Source organism: Syntrophus buswellii (assembly GCF_046097065.1).
GTDB classification, from domain to species: Bacteria; Desulfobacterota; Syntrophia; order Syntrophales; family Syntrophaceae; genus Syntrophus; species Syntrophus buswellii.
The window spans coordinates 2,897,414-2,915,731 of record NZ_CP175563.1 but is presented as its reverse complement, the minus strand read 5'-3'; the positions used below and the strand labels follow the sequence as shown (position 1 = coordinate 2,915,731).

Genomic DNA, 18,318 nt, shown 5'->3' with positions numbered 1-18,318 from the left:
GAGCCGGCCGCTGCAGAGGGAGGGGATCACGTCAGGTCGTACTCAAAGATCTGCCAGCGGTCGATTTTTTCGAAGGCATCGTCGACGGCTTTGAAGAGCGTCTTGAGCGAAACAGGTTTGATGAAAAAATCATCGAAGCCGGCGCCCCGGCATTCCAGAAGCCCGTAAATATTGCTGTAACCCGTCAGGGCATTGATGATGGCAATCTGATTGTCCTTGCGGATTCTCCTGCAAAGATCGATGCCGCTCATGCCGGGGAGATTGAGATCCAGAAACATGACCATGACACTTTCCCTGGCGAGAACCTCCAGGGCCTTTTCCGCGTTCTCCGCCGTGATCACCTTGTAATCGCGCATGCTCAATGCCTCCTGCAGCATCGAAAGAATCTCAATCTCATCATCCACCAGGAGAATCTTCGGTTCAACCATGTCTTACCTCTTCACAATCCAATGAAATCTGTTGTTTGCTTATTCTTGATTCTATGTGTTCCTGTTCAAGCCATAACCATGCATCAGGACGGATCCGTTTCTTCCGTCTCGTCTTCATGCAGGTTCATGATCTTGCCGATTCCCGCATAATCCTTGAAAGAACATTCTTTCACGGTTAAAAGCTTCTGGGTGATCATTTCCATCCGTTCCGTCTGTCCCTTTATGATCTGCAGTTTCTGATGGATTTTCGGATCCAGGGCCGGGTCGGCAAGGAGCAGTTCGGTGTATCCGGAAAGGATCTGAAGGGGCTGGTTGAATTCGTGACAGATCGTTCCCGCCGTCTGCAGTATGCTTTGCAGCCTCATCCGCTGGAGGCGCTCCTGCTCCGCATGCTTTTGATCCGTGATGTCCTGCATCAGGATCAGTGCGTGCTCCACATTCTGCAACTGGATCCGTTCCGCCGACAGAAGGCAATGGCGGATCTCTCCCGTTTTGGTTCGTAACGGGACATCGAGGTTTTGCACGGAACCTTTTGCAATCATCATGTTAATGACAAGATTACGCTGTTCCGGATAGACGTAAACATCAAGCTTTCTTGAGGTTTTTCCCACCACCTCCCGGCGCGTAAACCCGAGGTTTCGCAGATAACTTTCATTGACTTCAACGATTTTTCCGTCCTGAAACGTGATGATGGTCATCATCGTCGGAATGCCTTGAAACGCTTTGAGGAATTTTTCCTCGCTGATCCTGAGGACCTCTTCAGTTTGTTTGCGATCGGTGATATCGGTCATGCTGGCGACAATGCCGCCCGGAGTCCCGTCGGCTTTGTGAAAAAGGGCTTTATGGATGATGGTATGCAAGAGGGTGCCGTCTTCGGCGTGGATCGTGGATTCATAAACGGCCCTGCCGCCCTTCTGAATCAACTCTCTGTCCAATTGGCGATGAAGGTCGATCTGATCGACCTGATCGAGATTCTCGACGGATGAACCCAGGATCTCTTCCCTCCGCAGATTGAAATATTCCTCGAAAGCCTTGTTGCAGCCGAGGTATAGTCCCTGTGGATCCTTGTAAAAGACAGGATTCGGGATGTTGTCGATCAGGATCTGGAGAAAACGGATCTGTCCCGCCAATTCCTCTTGCAGAAGCTGTTTCTCCGCCAGGCGCGCCTCCAGCATCCGGTACAGGATCCGGTTTTCCTCCGCCACTTTGGCGGCATAGGACAGCTCGTTGCCCAAGAGGAGGATCACAATGGCCTCGTTGTTGTGGCGGCTGACATGATCCGCGTTCGTGCCCTGTTCGCCGGCACTGTAGAAACCCGCCAGGGGAACACCGGGCATGGCAGTGGTGATCGCGGCCAGTTCTTCATTAATCCTGCTTTTCAGAAGATTCATCCTCAGGAAGCATGAGCAGACCAGTATGGCGGCAGGTTCGGTGATGCCGGACTGCATCAGTGCACTCTGCAGCGTGTCCTTTCCCGCCGCGGCCACTTCGTCCTCGATGGCTTCCATCAGGGCCAGAGCGGTTCCCTCCTGCACCGGGTGGGCGAGTTTTGCTCCGCCATTCGGCGTTAGGGTGTGAGGGACGAAAATCGTGTACTCCCCCAGAGCATGGCGCATTCCGAAGGGCCGCGCTATCTGTTCAAAGAGATAGTTTCCTTCCAGCTCTTCCCTGGGGATGCCGTGAAGTTCCGAAAAAACATCCGCGGCCGGTCTATGGTCCAGTTCAAGAACTTCACGGCCCCTGCATTTTGTGGCAACGACTCTCTTCCCCGTGGGGTGGAACCCGTGGCCCATGGCAATACCGAACTTAAGCCCCGTTTCGAAGACCGCCAGAACCATGCTGTCAGAGTAGGCTCTGTTTCCGTAAAAAACGAAATTTTCCTGCCCGGTTGTTCCTGCGGGATCGACGGCGCTGCCTCCGAAAAAAGAGATGCATCCCTGAGAAAGGCGTTTGAGTTCTTCCAGGATTTCAGGGCTGTAGGAATCCGAGGCGGCCGTGCATCCCGGTGAAAACAGGATGGCAAAGACCGACCGGCCGTTGCGGGTCATTTTATTGTAATAGGAGCTGTTTTTAGGATTGAAATACCGTTTGACCGTGCCCCCTTCGATTGCCTCGATCACGGCGCCTCGACAATCCGTTGACACCCCTTTCCCCAGTCCGACGCTGACAGAGAGATAAGGGGAAGCGAGGGCCATAACCACAACGCTTCCCGAAAAGGCCCGATGGCACATTTCTCCGGCTGAACTGGCGCCGAACAGGGGGACGTCACCAACGACGCTCCGGATTCCGGAAAGCATGGCGTCAAGGTCATAGGAAGCCGGTGCAAAGACGATCACCGCCGTCAGGAAATAGGAGATAATGCCCTCTGTCGCCTGGCTGGCAGCATCCCGACCGGCCCCGAATGAGTCATCCCCCCGGGCGATGCCACATCCCACTTCAATATTCGGGGTGCCCTTCACCCTGGTTCTTTTTCCCGTGCCATGCATTAGAATTGTGCTGTCACTGTCATTTTTTAGGTAGTCTGCATAAAAATCCGTCGCCGCGCCCTTTGATCACGATGTCCGTAACCCGAGGATACAACAGGAAGATCTGATATGAGGTTTTTTTCAGCATGCAGGATAGAGCTTTTTGTAGAAGCAATATCCAAGCCATGAAGAGCGTGTGTTTCCGGGGGGAGCCTTCAGGATTTGAGGCCTGTATACCGGAGGCGGAGGGAATTGCTGACGACCGAGACGGAGCTGAGGGCCATGGCGGCTGCTGCGAACTCCGGGTTCAGAAGGATTCCGGAGAAGGGGTAGAGCACACCGGCGGCGATCGGGATGCCGATGATGTTATAGATGAAGGCCCAGAAGAGATTCTGGCGGATGACCTTCATGGTTTCCAGGGAGAGCCGGATGGCCCGGGGAACGGCCCGGAGATCACCGGTCATCAAGGTAATGTCGCTGGCTTCGATGGCCACGTCCGTTCCGGCTCCGATGGCGATGCCGATGTCCGCCGACGTCAGGGCCGGAGCATCGTTGATCCCGTCTCCCACCATGGCCACGATCTGCCCTTCCTGCTGAAGCCGCCGGATTTCCCGTGCCTTGTCACCAGGCATGACTTCTGCGAGAATTTGATCGATGCCCAGTTGGCGGCCGATAGCTGAGGCGGTGTTGAGATTGTCTCCGGTGATCATGGCCACCCGGAGCCCTGAGGCTTTCAGTTCGGCCACGGCTTCTTTTGCAGATTCCCGCGGGACATCGGACAGGGCGATCAGTCCTGTAACCCGGCCCTCTTCGGCGACCAGGACGCAGGTTTTTCCCTGACCGGCCAGATCGGCGACCCTCCGGTCCAGCCCCTGCAAATCCATCCTTTCCTGATGCATAAGGCGGAGATTCCCCAGCAGGCACGATTTCCCTCCGATGAGAGCCCGTGTCCCCAGTCCGGACAGCGCCTCGAAATGCTCAACGGCCAGGGGGGCCAGCCCCTCCGATCTTCCTCGAACGACGATGGCCTGGGCCAGGGGGTGTTCCGACCGGGATTCAAGAGAAATCGCCGTCTGGAGAACCCTTTCCGGCACAGTTCCCTCCGCGGCCAGGATATCCGTCACCTCCGGCTCTCCCCGGGTCAGGGTGCCTGTCTTGTCGAAGACCACGGAGGTCAGCCGATAAGCCTTTTCCAGGCTTTCTCCTCCCTTGATCAGGATGCCGTGCTCCGCCCCCAGCCCCGTGCCCACCATGACCGCCGTGGGTGTGGCCAGACCCAGCGCGCAGGGGCAGGCGATGACCAGGACGGAAACAAAATTCAGGAGGGCGCGGCTGAAGACAGGTTCCGGGACGAAAAAGAACCACACGATAAAAGTCAGCAGCGCTATCGCAATGACAACGGGAACGAAAACGGCCGCCACACGATCGGCAAGCCGCTGGATAGGGGCCTTGGAACCCTGAGCTTCTTCCACCAGCCGGATAATCTGGGAAAGAGCCGTTTCCGCACCGATCTTCGTGGCTTCAAAGGTAAAGCTGCCGCTGCGGTTCAAGGTGGCGCCGAAGACCTCGGAGCCCGGCTCCTTGTTCGCAGGCACGCTTTCCCCCGTGAGCATGGATTCGTCCACCGCTGAAGAGCCTGAACGGACGATGCCGTCTGTGGGGATCTTTTCTCCCGGCCGCACAACGAGCAGATCCCCCTTGAGAACCTCTTCCACCGGGATGTCCATTTCCTGGTCGTCCCGGATGACGCGGGCCGTTCTCGGCTTGAGTCCCACCAGACGCCGGATGGCCTGGGATGTCCGGCCCCGGGCGCCCGCCTCGAGCAGCCTTCCCAGGAGGATCAGGGTGACGATCATGGCCGCGCCGTCGTAGTAGACATGAGGCATCAGCCCTGCCTCGGCGAAGAACCGGGGGAAAAAAGTGGCCAGGGCGGAATAGATGTATGCCGAGAGTGCCCCGATAGCCACCAGGGTGTTCATGTCGCTGGTTTTCTGCCGGGCCGCTTTCAGGGCGCCGGTAAAGAAGCGGCTGCCCACCCAGAAAACGACGGGGGCGGTAAGGATAAAGAGGACCATCTGGAGGGGCCGCGGCGGAATGCCATGGAGAAAGGGAAACCAGTGCTGCATGGAACCCATGAAGATGATGACACTGAGCACGGCGCCGACGGAAAACCGGAGTTTCAAGTCCTTGATTTCCCGGATCCGCGCGGCGGCGATGGGGTCTTCCTGAAGCTCGTCGATGATCCCCAGGAATTCGTATCCCTGGTCGATCACCGTTTCCTTCAGTCCCGTCACCCCTTGCCAGACGGGTTCATGGAGGACCGTGGCCCGGGCCGTGGCCAGATTGACCGACACATCCTTCACGCCCTCCACTTTTTTCAGGGCGTTTTCGACGCGGCGCACACAGGCGGCACAGGTCATCCCGCCGACGGAAATCGTTGTTTTTTCCAGCCCTCCGGCGGCCGGGCGGTCGATTTTGACGACCTCATAACCCAGTTCCCGGACCCGCTCGGTAAGCTGTTCAGGGAGTACCGTCGCGGAATCGAAGTCCACAACGGCCTGTTCCAGGGCGAAATTGACGGTGGCCTGTTCGACCCCCGCCATTTCCCGCAGTCCCTGCTCAACGCGGCGCACGCAGGAAGCGCAGCTCATTCCGGAGATATGAAGGATTGCCTTATCCGACAACTTCGAACCCCGCCTCGGAAATTTTTTGTTTAATGACTTCCGGGTCCACGGACTTCGTTTCCTCGAACGTGGCTTCACCGGCCTTCAGATCAACGGAAACATCCTCAATGCCCTCGATACCCTTCAAGGCCTTCGTAACAGCCATTACACAGTGGTTGCAGCTCATTCCTGTAATCTTGATCTTTTTCATAATGCCGCTCCTGAGATTGTAATGTATCATAAATATTACAATCTCCTTCTGGTTTGTCAAGGCGAAGACGGCGGCTCACCCTTTTGCGTCCTGAAAAGGAGCACTCGCAAGGGAGAATGAAGCCGGGGCCGTTGGGCGAGAGGACTGGTCGGCACAGGCCATGGTGGCATGGGATCGTGCAAAAAGGGGGCTCTTCTTGAAACGAGCGGGGGGCAGGTCGTCAGGACAGTGATGACAGGTAGGCGCGGAGATTGGTCTTTTCATTGGTGATTCCCAGTTTCCTGCGGATGTTGTTGCGATGAAAATCGATCGTGTTTTTTGAGAGATACAGCAAATCTGCTATTTCCTTCGTTGTTTTACCCTCCCGAATCAGGTTGGCCACATCCAGTTCCTTGGAGGTGAGATTGTACGTCCCGGAGGTCAATCGTCCGTTGAACGAAGTTCTGATGTCTTTGAGGTTTGTTTCAAGAACCTCCAGGCACGATCGATTGCGCGCATCAAGTGGGGCTATCTTCAGCTTTTCGACATAGGGCATGACAAGGTCATTGATGTTTGACAGAATCCTCTCTTCAACTTCCTCTCGATCTTCCTCCTTCTGCCTGAGGAGAACCCTCAGGGCGACATTGGCCTCTTCGAGGGATCGGGATTTCTCATCCAGTTCCCTCTGCCTCTCCTGCAGCGCCTCCTCCGCCTGCTTCCTGTCCGTTACATCCCGGCCCACGCCTTGATGCTCCGAAAGGGTGCTCCCTTCAGAGAAAATCGCCCGCTGGCTCCACTGCTGCCAGCGAACCCCGCCGTTTTCCATCATCCCGCGGCACAAAAAGCAGATGACCGGATGCTCCGGGCTGAGTGACGACATCCTTTCCAGGATGCCCGCCCGGTCTTCCTCGTGAATGAAGGATAGAAAGTCTCTCCCGATCAGCTCCTCGGCCTGTTGGCCCAGGTATGAGCCGTAGGCTTCATTGACGAACGTGAAACGACCGTTCGGCGTCATCCGGCAGATCAGTTCCGTCTGGTCTTCAACAATGCCCCGATAGCGGGCTTCACGGATGCGGAGGATCTCCTCTGCCTGGTGGCGCTGGGTAATGTCGTCGAGCATTTCGATCACGGCCTCGATGGAGTTGTTTCTGTCCAGGATTGCGGAAGAGACGATGCGAAAGAGGCGGGGTTCCCCGCCGACACGGATCGTGCTTTCCGCCTCGTGGACCTGTCCGTCATGGAAGGTCCGGGATGCGGGGCCGGTCAGTTGACGGGTCCCTTCGTCGCGATGCTCTTCAGGCCCGCTGGGACAGGAGCCGGCAGGAGCCAGATCCGGAAACCACTCCTTCATCAGCCGGTTGGCCGCGATGATGTTCTGCTGCCGGTCGAGAACGATGATTCCGATTCCGACATTGTCGATAATGCCCGCGTATTTTTTTTCCGACACGGAAAGGGCATCTTCAATCTGGGCCCTTTTGGCGATTTCAGTGCTTAACTGTTCATTTCTTCTCAGCAATTCAGCGGTCCGCATCTGAACGCGCTTTTCCAGGTCCGCATAAGCGTTCCTGAGAGATTCTTCAATCAGTTTCCGATCCGTGACATCCCGGATGACCGTCTGAAATTCCAGCGGCTGCCCAATCTCATCCGAAATCATCCGCTCCGTGGCATGCTGCCACCGAATCCTTTCGCCGGCCAGGGCCACCCGATATTCATAGGTCGTGATCGGGTTGTCTCTGCTCAACGCCTGCCGGCAGTGTTCAACCGGTTCGCGGTCCGGTTCGCTGACAGAAGCAAAGGCCAGGGAGCCCAGCAGTTCCGAACGGTTTTTTCCGTAATAGCGGCAGTAGGCATTATTGACAAAGATCAACCTACCGTCGGGCAGGTAGCGACAGACCAGTTCCGTCTGATCCTCGACAACCGCCCGATAACGTGCCGCCTCCCTGCGGAGCAGAGACTCCGTCTGCTCGATTTTTTCCATCAGAATATTCATGCTCTTTCCCAGAACGGACAATTCATCACCGCCTGTGACGGCAAAACGGCGGTCCGTATGGCTGCCGTTTCCGATTTCCAGAGCCTCTTTGCTCATGCGGCTCAGGCGCTTCATGACCAGCCGTTCGAAAAGAAGAAGAAAAACGAACAGAAAAACGACGGTACTGATCAGAAGAAACGCGAACATATATCCGATGGTCAGAACACCTTGCCGGTAGATCGACCGTTCTTCCGTCGTAGATAGAAGAAGAGCCGGCTGTCCGAAGATGTCATCGATGCGGGCGTATCCGGAAATGGTCCTTCCGTTGACCGGCTGGACCATGATGGATTTCGATGTCTCCAGCCGGAGGCGCACCTGTTTTAAATCCGTTGTCAATTTGCCGTTCTTGAAGGGGAGCAGCTCGAAATGCTGATGGGTCAACTGCGACATGCTCCTGATTTCTTCCGGGTTGAGAAATCGGCCCATGATCAGATTGCCGCTGGCAGGCCCGCTGAGGTCGCTCTTCAGGACCGGTTGAATGGAGATCATCATGGGACCTTCATCGAGAATTACGATGCCGCTCAATGTTCCCTTCGCCTGAGGGATTGAGGCCTTCAGACGCTTCATGAAGGCTGGGTCCCGGAGCAACCGCGGCACCGGCGCGAAGGAGCCTTTCTGGAGGTTAAATCCGGCTTCATAAATTGAGCTGCCGTTCCGGTCGAGGATCATCAGCAGGTTGAGCTTCTGAGTCGTGTATGTGGAAGCGATCAGGTTTGTCTTGATGTAGGCATGATTGTGGTTCTGGGCAAAGTCATAGGTGTCGTCCCATCCCGAATAATCCAGGGCATTGGAACTCAATTCGGAGACGGTGGCCTGGATGAAGCTCAAAACCCGCTCCACGTTCACCGTGACATTCCGGTTTTCGATTTCCCGCAGACCGCTCTGCAGAATATGCAGAGATACCAGAAGTGTGAGGACCGCCAGGGCCAAAGCGACAGCGGTTGTCGTCATGATGGTTTTCTGTCGCAGCGTCATGAACGTCTTTCTCCGGTTCCAGCAGGGCGGCAAGGGGACATCCCTGAGAAAAAATCCTGTATGACAAGCTAAGGAAAATCGACAGTGGTTTCGTCATTGGATAATGACGGGTAAATCCCATCATTTTATCTGTAGGAAAAAACGAAGGGAAAGTAAGGGAAACAGGAGGTTGATTTGTCAAAGATAGCCAATTTCCTTAGGGAAATATTTTTATTCAATCTTCGTACCACCAAACCAACGTTGGTGCCCATGAGTTTCCCTGTTATTTTTCCCGTCAGCCGTCAAATATTTACAGGAAAGACGATTTTCGATAATTTCCTGTTCAACGTTGAGTCACTTTCGCCTTCTGAGTTCTGTTCGACGTTTTCTCAAAGGGCACCGCGGAATCAGCCGCTTCCCCGAAGAAGGGGCAACGGATCCTGACCGAACTGAAACAATAGAAAAGAAAGGAAGAGAGGAATGATCATGGCAAGCCCACTCTCGAAAAAGGGGTTCACTCTGGTGGAACTGCTGGTAACCATGCTCCTGATCACCATATTTACCGTCGGCCTGGCTTCGGTCAATGTCATGGCCGTTAAAAGCAATTCCTACAGCAGGTTGTCAACGCAGGCGACCGTGCTGGCCAAGGATAAAATGGAGGCCCTGAAGAACATGAATTACGACGCCATGGTATCGGGTGGACCGGAAACGGTGGCGACGGTCTTTTCCCGGCAATGGACTGTTCAGAACAACGTACCGGTCACCAATACGAAAACCGTTACCGTCAATGTGTCCTGGTTGTCGAACGGACTGACCCGGACCGTAACCATCAGAAGCATTATTGATCGATAGGAGTGGAAAAAGATGAGAACGAAACATGAAAGACATGAGAAGCGGAAGCATCTTATGGTCAATGAAAAAGGGGTCACCCTGGTGACGGCGCTGATCGTGATGGCGGCGTTGATGCTCCTGGGAACAACGGCGATGCTCAACATATCAACGGATTTAAAAATCAGCGGCAATTTCAAGTCAGGCGAGCAGGCTCTCTATGCGGCTGAAGCAGGGGCCGAATACGGCGTCAACCGGTTGCGGGAAGCTCTGAAGGTATTGAACGGACCCACCACCGGTGTCGTACCGCCGGCGATTTCCGGATTTTCCTTTCAGAATACCGGTACATTCCTTGCGACGAATTCGACCGTCACGGAAAAAACGATGACGGGGGCATATAACGGACTGACGGCTTACTGTCAGGCCTACACCATCACATCCACCGCCCTTAAAGACGGCACCAACGCCCGTGCCACCGTGGTCTACAAGATGGAAGACCAGCTGATCCCCCTGTTTCAATTCGGCATTTTCTACGAGAACGACCTGGAGATGCTTCCCGGCGGCGATATGACCTTTACGGGAGGGCGCATACATTCCAACAAGGATATCTACATGCGTCCCTGGGGGTCAAAAACGCTCAAGGTGGATTCCATTATCACTTCCGCAGGCGATATCGTTCATCAGAGAAAAGACTATACGGACACATCCGGGGCCGGTGCCGTGAAGATAAAGGATTCGACCGGTACGTATCAATCCCTGACCACGGACAGTTCAAGCGGCACCTGGAAGGCCGATGCCCTGGACAGCTGGGATGGAAGAGTCAAGACGAGCGATCACGGCATCCAGAAGCTCAACCTGCCCCTGTCAACCACGGGCGGGCAACCCATCGATATCCTTGGAACCGGCACGGACAGCCTTTATGTAAAGTCGGGGCTGAGAATTGTCAATGGCGTTGCCTATGACAGATATGGTACAGCCGTTACACTTCCGGCGGGAACCATCACCACAAAGACCTTTACGGACGGAAGGGAAAGCAAGGTGATGACAGCCGTGGAGGTGGATGTCGCCCTTCTGCGCACCAGCACAGCCGCCATGGCCGCGCTGAATGATCCTCCCAGCGGGGGCGAAAACGGCATTCTCTATATTTCATCCGACTCCGTGACCAATCCAGCCGTCCGTCTGGTCAACGGCAGCGAAATGCCCTCCGGCGGACTCTCCGTGGTCACCAACAACCCCCTGTACATCAAGGGAGACTACAACACGGACAATGACCCGGCGGGAATTTTCGCTGATGCCGTAACGGTGCTCTCCAACAACTGGTCGGATGCCAACAGTACCAGCGGGCTGTCCAGCCGAACCGCCTCCAGTACGCAGGTCAACGCCGCGATCATGACGGGAAATAAAAACACGGCCGGCAGCCAGTACAGTGGAGGGGTGGAGAATCTGATCCGTTTCCTGGAAAACTGGTCGGGGAAAACCTACACCTACAGCGGATCACTGACCTGCCTCTGGGAAAGTCAACAGGCCACGGGAAACTGGCCGGGGACCGGAACGGTGTACAATCCCCCGACCCGTAACTGGTCTTACGGGGTCAGCTTGAGCAACCTGCCGCCTGGAACGCCCCGGGTAAGAAACCTGGAAAGAACTTCCTGGCACCAGGTGAGCAACTGATCCAAATCGAATCGACAGGGGTTTGTGTGTTATGAAATCATGCCATAAAAGCGACAACGGGTTTACGCTGGTTGAACTAATGGTTGCCCTGGCGGTTTCTCTTGTCCTCCTGGGGGCTATCTGGGGATTCTTTGAGAATCAGCACCGGAATTACAGCACTCAGGAGCGCCTCACGGAGATGCAGCAGAATGCGCGGGTGGGGCTCGAAATGATGACCCGGGAGATCCGAATGGCCGGCTACAATCCGACCGGCGGCCTTTCGGTCTGCGCGGGAACAAACATGGCTTCAGCCACCAATTCCCCCTGCGTCGGAATTTCAAATGCCTCGGGCAATACGGTCAGCTTCTCGGCGGATCTCAATGGAAACGGCGCCGTCACGCCCGCCACGGCCAGCGCCAATCCGGGAGAAAACATCTCGTATTCGATCTACACCTGCGGAAATCATCAGTGCCTGGGCCGCACATCCAATGGATCCCTCCAGCCCCTGGCGGATCACATAACGGGTCTTACCCTGACGTATTATGACAGCAGCGACGGCATTGCGTCGGACCTGTCCCTCATCCGGAAAGTAAAGATATCCCTCGTCGCGGCGACTTCCGCCCCCGATTTTAAAAACGTCACGCGGACCATGACGCTTACCGCGGATGTAACTCTGCGAAACTATGATTGATCGGCTTCAGAGCAGGCCGGTGCTGAAATACCGTTCTGCCCGGTCCGGGAGCACGGTGGCGATCACCCATTCCGGATGTTCCACGGCTATTTGCCTTGCGCCCCAGATGTTCGCCCCGGAGGAGGTCCCGCATAACAGAGAATTGCTCGTAGCCAGCTCCCGCGTTGTGGCAATGGCATCATCGTCACTGACTTCGAGAATTCTGTCGATCAGGGACGGATCCAGGAGGTCGGGAATGAAACCGTCTCCTATTCCCTGGATCTGGTGCAAACCGGGTTCATGTCCGAGAAGGGCGGAAACATTCTTGGGTTCGACAGCGACAATCATGATGTCCGGACGCTGTTCCTTCAGAAAGGAGCCGATTCCCTGGATGGTTCCGCCACTGCCGATGCCGGAGACGAAGACGTCGATCTTATGCCCTGACTGCTCCCAGAGTTCCGGTGCGGTATGTTTGTAATGAGCCAGTGCGTTCGTCGGGTTCTTGAATTGATTCGGCATATATCCATGAAAGTTCTCAACGAGCTCTTCCGCCTTTTGAATCGCGCCGGCGACACTTTCACTGTCGGGAGTCAGGACAAGATTTCCTCCGAGGACCTTGATGATGTTCTTTCTCTCTTCGCTCATGCCCTCCGGCATGACGATGTAGACTTCATAGCCCCTTGCCACTCCGACAAGGGTTATCCCAATGCCGGTGTTGCCTGACGTCGGTTCAACGATTTTCATCCCCGGTTTCAGGATTCCATCCCGTTCTGCCGCTTCAATCATCGCCAGTGCGGCACGATCCTTTATACTCCCCCCGGGATTGAGGAATTCAGCCTTGGCTATAATGTTTTCATTTCTAAGTCTGATCAGCGGAGTATTTCCGATCAATTCAATAACATCACACCCTTTCATAATCTTTCCCTTCCCATATTTTCCATAACACTTGAAAAGCGGCCGTGCTTCACGGCCTTTTAACACCGGATCGATTTCCTTGAATCCGGGGCTGCATGTATACATAAAATGGAAAAAAAGCACTCAAAAAAAGATGCCCTGCGGGAAAGAGATCGAATTTCCCTGTTGAATTCCCCCGCTTTTGAGGGATTGGCCTGTTGTCCATCTCCTGCCCATGGCGGCTCTGTGGGGAAATGCCCCCCTTAATACTGCTGACATTGTTATGGAAATTATGGTATGAATATCCCCTGCGAAATGGACCGGAGCGTGTGATTCTTCCGGAATGTCGTCTACAAACCCTTCATATGTTTCTTCAAGGAGGTTCTCCATGCTTTTTCAGCGAATCGAGTCTGAAGGAATCGCCCAGTATTCGTATCTTGTCGGCGACAGTCACGAGGCCGTGGTGATCGATCCGCGCCGCGACATCGATGTTTATCTCGAAGCGGCGACCCTTCAGGGGTATCGCATTGTCGCCGTTCTGGAAACCCACCGTCATGAGGACTTTGTCCTGGGTTCGGTTGAACTGGCTGCCCGGACCGGCGCGGAAATCTGGCATGCCGACGGCCAGTGGAAATATCGATATGGCCAGGCTGCCGTTGATGGGCAGACCTGGAAGATCGGCCGGCTGAAGCTCGAAGCGGTCTCTTCGCCGGGCCATACCCCCGGGAGCATGAGTTATCTGCTCTATGAATCCGGCGGCAACCCCTGGATGGTTTTTACGGGGGACGCCCTCTTTGCAGGGGACGTGGGCCGGGTGGATTTTCTCGGGGAAGACCAGATGGTGAGGATGGCAGGTCTCCTGTACGACACCCTGCACCGGCGGCTGCTGCCGTTCGGGGATGAAGTGATCGTCTGCCCCGGCCACGGTGCGGGTTCCGTCTGCGCTGCAGACATTGCCGACCGGTCATGGACGACAATCGGTCTGGAGCGCCGCTATAATCCGAAGCTGCAGTTTCCCGACCGGGATGCCTTTATCCTCGGGGTGGCGCACAAACTGGAATACGCCCCCTATTTCCGGCAGATGGAGCGGCTGAACCTGGAAGGTCCGCCGCTGCTGGGAGCGATGCCCCTGCCGAAGCCGCTGTCGGCGGCAGCGTTCGCTTCTCAGCTTCAATCGTCCATCGTGGTGGACACCCGCATGGAATTGGGGTTCGGGGCGGCCCATGTGCCCGGCTCACTCTCGATCTGGCTGGGCGGACTGCCGGGATATGCCGGCTGGTTCCTTCCCTACGGAAAACCCATCCTCCTGGTTCAGGAGGGCGAAGATTTTTCCCAGACGTTACGCTACCTGATCCGTTTCGGCTACGATACCGTGGCGGGACATCTGGCCGGCGGGATGCTGTCCTGGAATACGGCGGGTTACGAAAGCGGTTCGGTCCGGATGGTTTCCGCTTCATCCCTCTGCAGGCTTGTCGATGAGGGAGAGCAGGCATGGATTCTGGACATTCGAAGCGAAGACGAAGTGGCCACTCACGGGAGCATCTCCGGCGCCCATAACATTCATCTCACGATGCTTCCCGAACGGATGAACGAGGTGCCGAAGAGCGGAACCGTTTATATCCTGTGCGCCAGCGATCTGCGCTCCATGATTGCGGCCAGCCTGCTGCAGAGGGCCGGCTGGCGCAATGCCGTGGTTGTTCTGGGCGGTCTCATCGGCTGGAATTCCACGACATGCCCGATTGTCTGAGCCGAAGCCGGGGATGGGAACCTGCGAATCCCTCTGTCCCGCACGGACAGAGGGATGTTTCTTGTCTGCGAAAAGAAGCGATGATCCATGAAGACCTCTCCAGCGCTCTTCTCCTTCGAATTTCTTGCCCTGAACCTGATCCTGCTGGTGGCCTTCTGCAGCGTCTCCGTCTTTTTCAATTTCTACCATTACCTTGGTGAAATCGGCATTCCTGTCCTCTGGCGGGGGGTCCTCGTGGGGCTGGAGCCCATGGCCGCCTTTCTTTTCCGTCCCTTCGTCATCTCCTGGATCACCGCCCGCAATGCCTTTGCCGTCATGATGGCCTCCATGATCCTGCTGATCGGGGTGTCCTGCTCCTACATTCCGGCAGCGGGAGTTACGTTTCTGATCCTGCTGCGCATTGCCCACGGAGTTGTTTTTGTGGTCCTTACCACGGCGGTAATCGCATTGATCGTCCAGTATATCCCCGGCGAAAAAAGCGGCCAGGGTTTCGGGATTGTCAGCATCGCCACGATGATTCCCCTGGCGACGCTTCCGCCTCTGACGGAGGCGATTCTACCGATGGTCCGCAACGAGGCGGATATCTATGCCGGCGTTTCCCTTTTCACTCTTGTCGCCCTGCTGCTCGGCCTGGTTCTTCGCAAGCGCCTGAGGGGGATGCTGAGCCGTGCGGACGCATCGGTCCTGCGCCGTCCGGGTTTTGCCGAAATCAAAGAGAACTTCCGGCAGCGTTCCGTGGCCCTGCTCCTTTCGGCGGCCTTTTTCCTCTACCTTGCCCACGCGACGGTTTTCTATTTTGCCAAGGATCTTTCCCTGCAGACGGGTGCGGGCCGTGTGGGATTCTTCTTTGCGATTTCCATGGCGATGATGATGGCCGTCCGCGTGGTGGGGGGGAGACTCTTCGACCGGTTCAACAAGCTGCGCTCCTTTCGCCTGGGGCTGGCTGCGCTGGTTTTCTGCTTCGTTTTTCTTCCCTCTGCCGATTCTCTCCGGCCGTTCTATCTGATCGGGGCTTTTTATGGCCTGGCCATGGGGGTGGTCCTGCCCCTTCTGAATGCTCTCCTCTTTTCGGCGTCACCGCCATCCCTCCGGGGATTGAACACGAACCTGACGCTTTTCGCTCTGGATGGGGGGTATTTCCTTCTGCCCTATCTCGGGGGAAGTCTGATTGCCCTGGGGTCGGGCTTTGAAACGCTGTTCTATCTGGCGGCTGGATCGTCGCTGGTAACCCTGGCGCTCACCTTTGGACTGGATGGACTGGATGGACGGGATCAGGATGGCCCTGCCCGGCCTGCCCAAAAGAATTCTTAGCTTTCGAACGTTCTCCGAATCCCTCCAAACCCGGTCATGCCGGACCCCGGAAACCGGGGAATCAGAGGATGCCTTACCCTGCAGGGTGTGGCCTGCTTTTAGCGGCATTCATTGAAGGACCCCATCTCCCACCTTCCCGGAGAAAGTTCCTATAAAACCTAGGCATTATCCTTAGATAAAACCATGGTTTATCTGTATTGACATAATGCAAAATTCTATTAATGATAAAATCCGGTTCAGGATCTTCACTTTTTCTGTCCAGTAATGCAATCATGAGAGACCGCAAGAGGCGCTGTCTGCTTCATGTAATGAATGTGGGGCCGTTGTTTTGGAGGGCATGAGCATCTCTTTAACTCTTTTGGCTTCATCCGTGGAGAGTGCCAAAAGCGGAAAGAATGGATTCGTAAAGGAGGTGGTGAGAGCGTCGAGAATAGCTGGCTGTATGATGAATTTCAGACCCAAAACGAATGGAAGCATCTTGGCTGATTGCAGCAAATCAAGGGGGGAGGAGGATTAAAAGGATGAAGAAACACTATGTTATGACGGCGTTCATGGTCGTTATGGCCATGTTCTTCTTGGTGAGTTCGTCCCATGCCACGCTCTGGGATTTTAACAGCCTGACGGCGGGAACGAATATCAACGGCGTCAACCTGGGAGGGTTAACCATTACGGCACCGGATAGTTATGTAGGAGTCATAGCCGATTATCAGACATTCAGCGGTACACCCAGCATTTGCGCATCATCATGGTCTGGTGGAATGACCTTGACGATGACATTCGATTCTCTGGTAAAATCCGTCTCCATTTATGGAGGGGATTATGGCGGAGATTCTGACTGGTTCAGCATGAAGGCCTACAATGCCCTTGGAAATCAAATTGCTTTTGCCGATACCGGGTCATTCAGCGGCATTGATCCCATCCATACCGTTGCCGGGTGGTCGGGCGACTATCGATATCTCGCCGTAAGTGCCGATGATATCAAATCCGTTGTTTTGACTCAGGTCACCTGGGGCTGTCTCTGGGATAACCTTGATACGACTCCGGTGCCTGTTCCTGCCGCATTCTGGCTGCTCGGTTCCGGTTTGCTGGGGCTGGTGGGGCTCAGAAAGAAATTTAGAAAGTAACACACGCCGTTGAAGATGGATGTAAGAGGCAGGGCCTGATAACGGTCCTGCCTCTTTTTTATGGTGCGCCCGGCATGGGCGCGGCCTTTTATGGCCGACCCCTGTGCCGCTCCGGCATTGTTTGAAGAGCTGTTCTAAATCCTAGTGCCTGAACTTTCTTCGTATCCCTGCCAAGCCGATCAGGCCGGACCCCGGAAGCCGGAAAGCGGCGGGAACGGTCAACGCTGAGGCATCCGTTCCCGGGCCACCGGATTGCTCAATCGGCCGATTTGATCGATTTCAACGGAAATTCGGTTTCCCTCCCGGAGATACAAGGGGGGCTTTCTCGTAAACCCGACTCCTTCCGGAGTCCCCGTCAGGATGACCGTCCCCGGCAGCAGGGTCATCGACTGGCTGAGAAAACTGATGACGACCGGTATCTTGAAAATCATTTCGGATGTGGCGGCATCCTGCAGGATGTCCCTTTCATTGAGCAGGGCGCGGATGCGGAGCCGATCCGGGTCAGGGATTTCATCCTTCGTGACCAGCCAGGGTCCCAGCGGGCAGAAGGTGTCGAAGCTCTTTGCCCGGACCCACTGCCCCTGCTGCCTTCGCAGCTGCCAGTCTCTCGCGCTGACGTCATTGGCGCAGGTATACCCCAGGATACAGTCCATGGCCTCGGAGGGCTGCAGGTTCTTGGCCTTGCTGCCGATCACGACGGCCAGCTCCGCTTCATAATCCACGCTTTCGGGAGCGGCCGCGGGCAGCAGGATCGGTTCCCCGTGGCCGATGACGCTGCTGGATGCCTTCATGAAAAGGATGGGATATTTCGGCGTATCCAGCCGGGTCTCTTCGGCATGACGCCGGTAGTTGAGCCCCAATGCCAGGATGTTCACCGGGGTTACCGGGGGAAGGTATTGCCTGATGTTCACCCTCTCAGAGGTGACCCGGAAATCGCCGAAAAGATCGCCCTCGATGACCCTGGCTTCAGCAGGCCGTTGCGGGTCATATTGTCCATACAGGGTGCGATGGGAGTCCGAGATAAAGCGCACGATTTTCATTTTTTAATTTCCCGCCTGAGCCTTTTTTCGACGGATTCGATCTTTCCGGATATCCGGTCGGGCTTCCCCGGGCGGTCGTCAATCGATAGCGACGTCAGCACTCTTGGTGCGCTCCTCAATGCCTCTTCATGGCACTTCCTGATAAGGTCGATCACCGCGTCCCATTCCCCTTCGATGACGGTTCCCATGGGATTCGTCCTGTAGGGGAGTCCGCTTTCATCAACAAGGCGGATGACCTCTGCAACGCTTTCGCTCAGGCTTTCACCGGTTCCCAGGGGGACGACACTGAACTGGACAAGCATCATGGATCTCCTTAACCGTTGAC

The 18,318-nt window shown here is 55.6% G+C and carries 15 protein-coding genes; 6 read left to right on the top strand and 9 right to left on the bottom strand.

Going from position 1 to position 18,318, the window contains the following annotated elements; all coding sequences use genetic code 11:
- Positions 1-26 precede the first annotated feature (26 nt).
- From ACJ77P_RS13120 to ACJ77P_RS13100, 5 genes are all read right to left on the bottom strand, one after another.
- Positions 27-428 (bottom strand): response regulator, encoded by a 402-nt coding sequence (locus tag ACJ77P_RS13120; RefSeq protein WP_367359398.1) that lies wholly within the window; start codon positions 426-428, stop codon positions 27-29.
- An 83-nt stretch (positions 429-511) separates the two neighbouring features.
- A complete protein-coding gene (locus ACJ77P_RS13115; RefSeq protein WP_367359397.1) occupies positions 512-2,887 on the bottom strand; it encodes an FIST N-terminal domain-containing protein in 2,376 nt (791 codons plus the stop codon).
- 221 nt (positions 2,888-3,108) lie between these two features.
- Positions 3,109-5,577 (bottom strand): heavy metal translocating P-type ATPase, encoded by a 2,469-nt coding sequence (locus ACJ77P_RS13110; RefSeq protein WP_408998495.1) that lies wholly within the window; start codon positions 5,575-5,577, stop codon positions 3,109-3,111.
- Complete coding sequence (locus tag ACJ77P_RS13105) at positions 5,567-5,767, bottom strand: heavy-metal-associated domain-containing protein (RefSeq protein WP_367359395.1); 201 nt, start codon at positions 5,765-5,767, stop codon at positions 5,567-5,569. The genes ACJ77P_RS13110 and ACJ77P_RS13105 overlap by 11 nt, the downstream gene beginning before the upstream one ends.
- A 220-nt stretch (positions 5,768-5,987) precedes the next feature.
- Entirely contained in the window at positions 5,988-8,750 is a 2,763-nt protein-coding gene (locus ACJ77P_RS13100; RefSeq protein WP_408998494.1) for a PAS domain S-box protein, read from the bottom strand.
- A 465-nt stretch (positions 8,751-9,215) separates the two neighbouring features.
- Between ACJ77P_RS13100 and ACJ77P_RS13095 the strand changes: the two genes are divergently transcribed.
- Genes ACJ77P_RS13095 through ACJ77P_RS13085 form a run of 3 tightly spaced genes read left to right on the top strand, consistent with a single transcriptional unit; the run spans position 9,216 to position 11,898 of the window.
- The gene (locus tag ACJ77P_RS13095; RefSeq protein WP_367359392.1) at positions 9,216-9,581 is read left to right on the top strand and encodes a prepilin-type N-terminal cleavage/methylation domain-containing protein; all 366 of its coding nucleotides are present in this window, start codon (positions 9,216-9,218) and stop codon (positions 9,579-9,581) included.
- Positions 9,582-9,593: 12 nt separating this feature from the next.
- Positions 9,594-11,228: a PilX N-terminal domain-containing pilus assembly protein gene (locus ACJ77P_RS13090; protein WP_367359391.1), complete on the top strand. Its 1,635-nt coding sequence runs from the start codon at positions 9,594-9,596 to the stop codon at positions 11,226-11,228.
- A gap of 31 nt (positions 11,229-11,259) precedes the next feature.
- Positions 11,260-11,898, top strand: coding sequence for a PilW family protein (locus ACJ77P_RS13085; protein ID WP_408998493.1), 639 nt, complete (start codon positions 11,260-11,262; stop codon positions 11,896-11,898).
- A gap of 6 nt (positions 11,899-11,904) precedes the next feature.
- Here the strand turns inward: ACJ77P_RS13085 and cysK are convergent, their stop codons facing one another.
- Together cysK and ACJ77P_RS13075 are read right to left on the bottom strand one after the other, a co-directional pair.
- Positions 11,905-12,792 (bottom strand): cysteine synthase A, encoded by an 888-nt coding sequence (gene cysK, locus ACJ77P_RS13080; RefSeq protein ID WP_367359389.1) that lies wholly within the window; start codon positions 12,790-12,792, stop codon positions 11,905-11,907.
- A gap of 123 nt (positions 12,793-12,915) precedes the next feature.
- On the bottom strand, positions 12,916-13,161 hold the full coding sequence (locus tag ACJ77P_RS13075) for a hypothetical protein (RefSeq protein WP_408998492.1): 246 nt from the start codon (positions 13,159-13,161) through the stop codon (positions 12,916-12,918).
- Here ACJ77P_RS13075 and ACJ77P_RS13070 point away from each other — a divergent pair.
- The 3 genes from ACJ77P_RS13070 (at position 13,160) to ACJ77P_RS13060 (ending at position 16,953) form a co-directional block, all read left to right on the top strand.
- Positions 13,160-14,518: an MBL fold metallo-hydrolase gene (locus ACJ77P_RS13070; protein ID WP_408998491.1), complete on the top strand. Its 1,359-nt coding sequence runs from the start codon at positions 13,160-13,162 to the stop codon at positions 14,516-14,518. The two genes, ACJ77P_RS13075 and ACJ77P_RS13070, sit on opposite strands and share 2 nt — an antisense overlap.
- Positions 14,519-14,605: 87 nt before the next feature.
- On the top strand, positions 14,606-15,829 hold the full coding sequence (locus ACJ77P_RS13065; protein ID WP_408998490.1) for an MFS transporter: 1,224 nt from the start codon (positions 14,606-14,608) through the stop codon (positions 15,827-15,829).
- A gap of 521 nt (positions 15,830-16,350) precedes the next feature.
- Positions 16,351-16,953 (top strand): VPLPA-CTERM sorting domain-containing protein, encoded by a 603-nt coding sequence (locus tag ACJ77P_RS13060; RefSeq protein ID WP_408998489.1) that lies wholly within the window; start codon positions 16,351-16,353, stop codon positions 16,951-16,953.
- Positions 16,954-17,171: 218 nt separating this feature from the next.
- Here the strand turns inward: ACJ77P_RS13060 and ACJ77P_RS13055 are convergent, their stop codons facing one another.
- Together ACJ77P_RS13055 and ACJ77P_RS13050 are read right to left on the bottom strand one after the other, a co-directional pair.
- The gene (locus ACJ77P_RS13055; protein WP_408998488.1) at positions 17,172-17,993 is read right to left on the bottom strand and encodes a fumarylacetoacetate hydrolase family protein; all 822 of its coding nucleotides are present in this window, start codon (positions 17,991-17,993) and stop codon (positions 17,172-17,174) included.
- Positions 17,990-18,298: an MTH1187 family thiamine-binding protein gene (locus tag ACJ77P_RS13050; protein ID WP_408998487.1), complete on the bottom strand. Its 309-nt coding sequence runs from the start codon at positions 18,296-18,298 to the stop codon at positions 17,990-17,992. The genes ACJ77P_RS13055 and ACJ77P_RS13050 overlap by 4 nt, the downstream gene beginning before the upstream one ends.
- Positions 18,299-18,318: the final 20 nt, after the last annotated feature.

What these genes read in the sequence shown, in the direction of transcription:
- ACJ77P_RS13090 (WP_367359391.1), top strand. Translation starts at nt 9,594, where the DNA reads ATGAGAACGAAACATGAAAGACATGAGAAGCGGAAGCATCTTATGGTC.
- ACJ77P_RS13095 (WP_367359392.1), top strand. Translation starts at nt 9,216, where the DNA reads ATGGCAAGCCCACTCTCGAAAAAGGGGTTCACTCTGGTGGAACTGCTG.
- ACJ77P_RS13055 (WP_408998488.1), bottom strand. Translation starts at nt 17,993, where the DNA reads ATGAAAATCGTGCGCTTTATCTCGGACTCCCATCGCACCCTGTATGGA.
- ACJ77P_RS13065 (WP_408998490.1), top strand. Translation starts at nt 14,606, where the DNA reads ATGAAGACCTCTCCAGCGCTCTTCTCCTTCGAATTTCTTGCCCTGAAC.
- ACJ77P_RS13060 (WP_408998489.1), top strand. Translation starts at nt 16,351, where the DNA reads ATGAAGAAACACTATGTTATGACGGCGTTCATGGTCGTTATGGCCATG.
- ACJ77P_RS13120 (WP_367359398.1), bottom strand. Translation starts at nt 428, where the DNA reads ATGGTTGAACCGAAGATTCTCCTGGTGGATGATGAGATTGAGATTCTT.
- ACJ77P_RS13050 (WP_408998487.1), bottom strand. Translation starts at nt 18,298, where the DNA reads ATGATGCTTGTCCAGTTCAGTGTCGTCCCCCTGGGAACCGGTGAAAGC.
- ACJ77P_RS13100 (WP_408998494.1), bottom strand. Translation starts at nt 8,750, where the DNA reads ATGACGCTGCGACAGAAAACCATCATGACGACAACCGCTGTCGCTTTG.
- ACJ77P_RS13105 (WP_367359395.1), bottom strand. Translation starts at nt 5,767, where the DNA reads ATGAAAAAGATCAAGATTACAGGAATGAGCTGCAACCACTGTGTAATG.
- cysK (WP_367359389.1), bottom strand. Translation starts at nt 12,792, where the DNA reads ATGAAAGGGTGTGATGTTATTGAATTGATCGGAAATACTCCGCTGATC.
- ACJ77P_RS13075 (WP_408998492.1), bottom strand. Translation starts at nt 13,161, where the DNA reads ATGGAGAACCTCCTTGAAGAAACATATGAAGGGTTTGTAGACGACATT.
- ACJ77P_RS13085 (WP_408998493.1), top strand. Translation starts at nt 11,260, where the DNA reads ATGAAATCATGCCATAAAAGCGACAACGGGTTTACGCTGGTTGAACTA.
- ACJ77P_RS13070 (WP_408998491.1), top strand. Translation starts at nt 13,160, where the DNA reads ATGCTTTTTCAGCGAATCGAGTCTGAAGGAATCGCCCAGTATTCGTAT.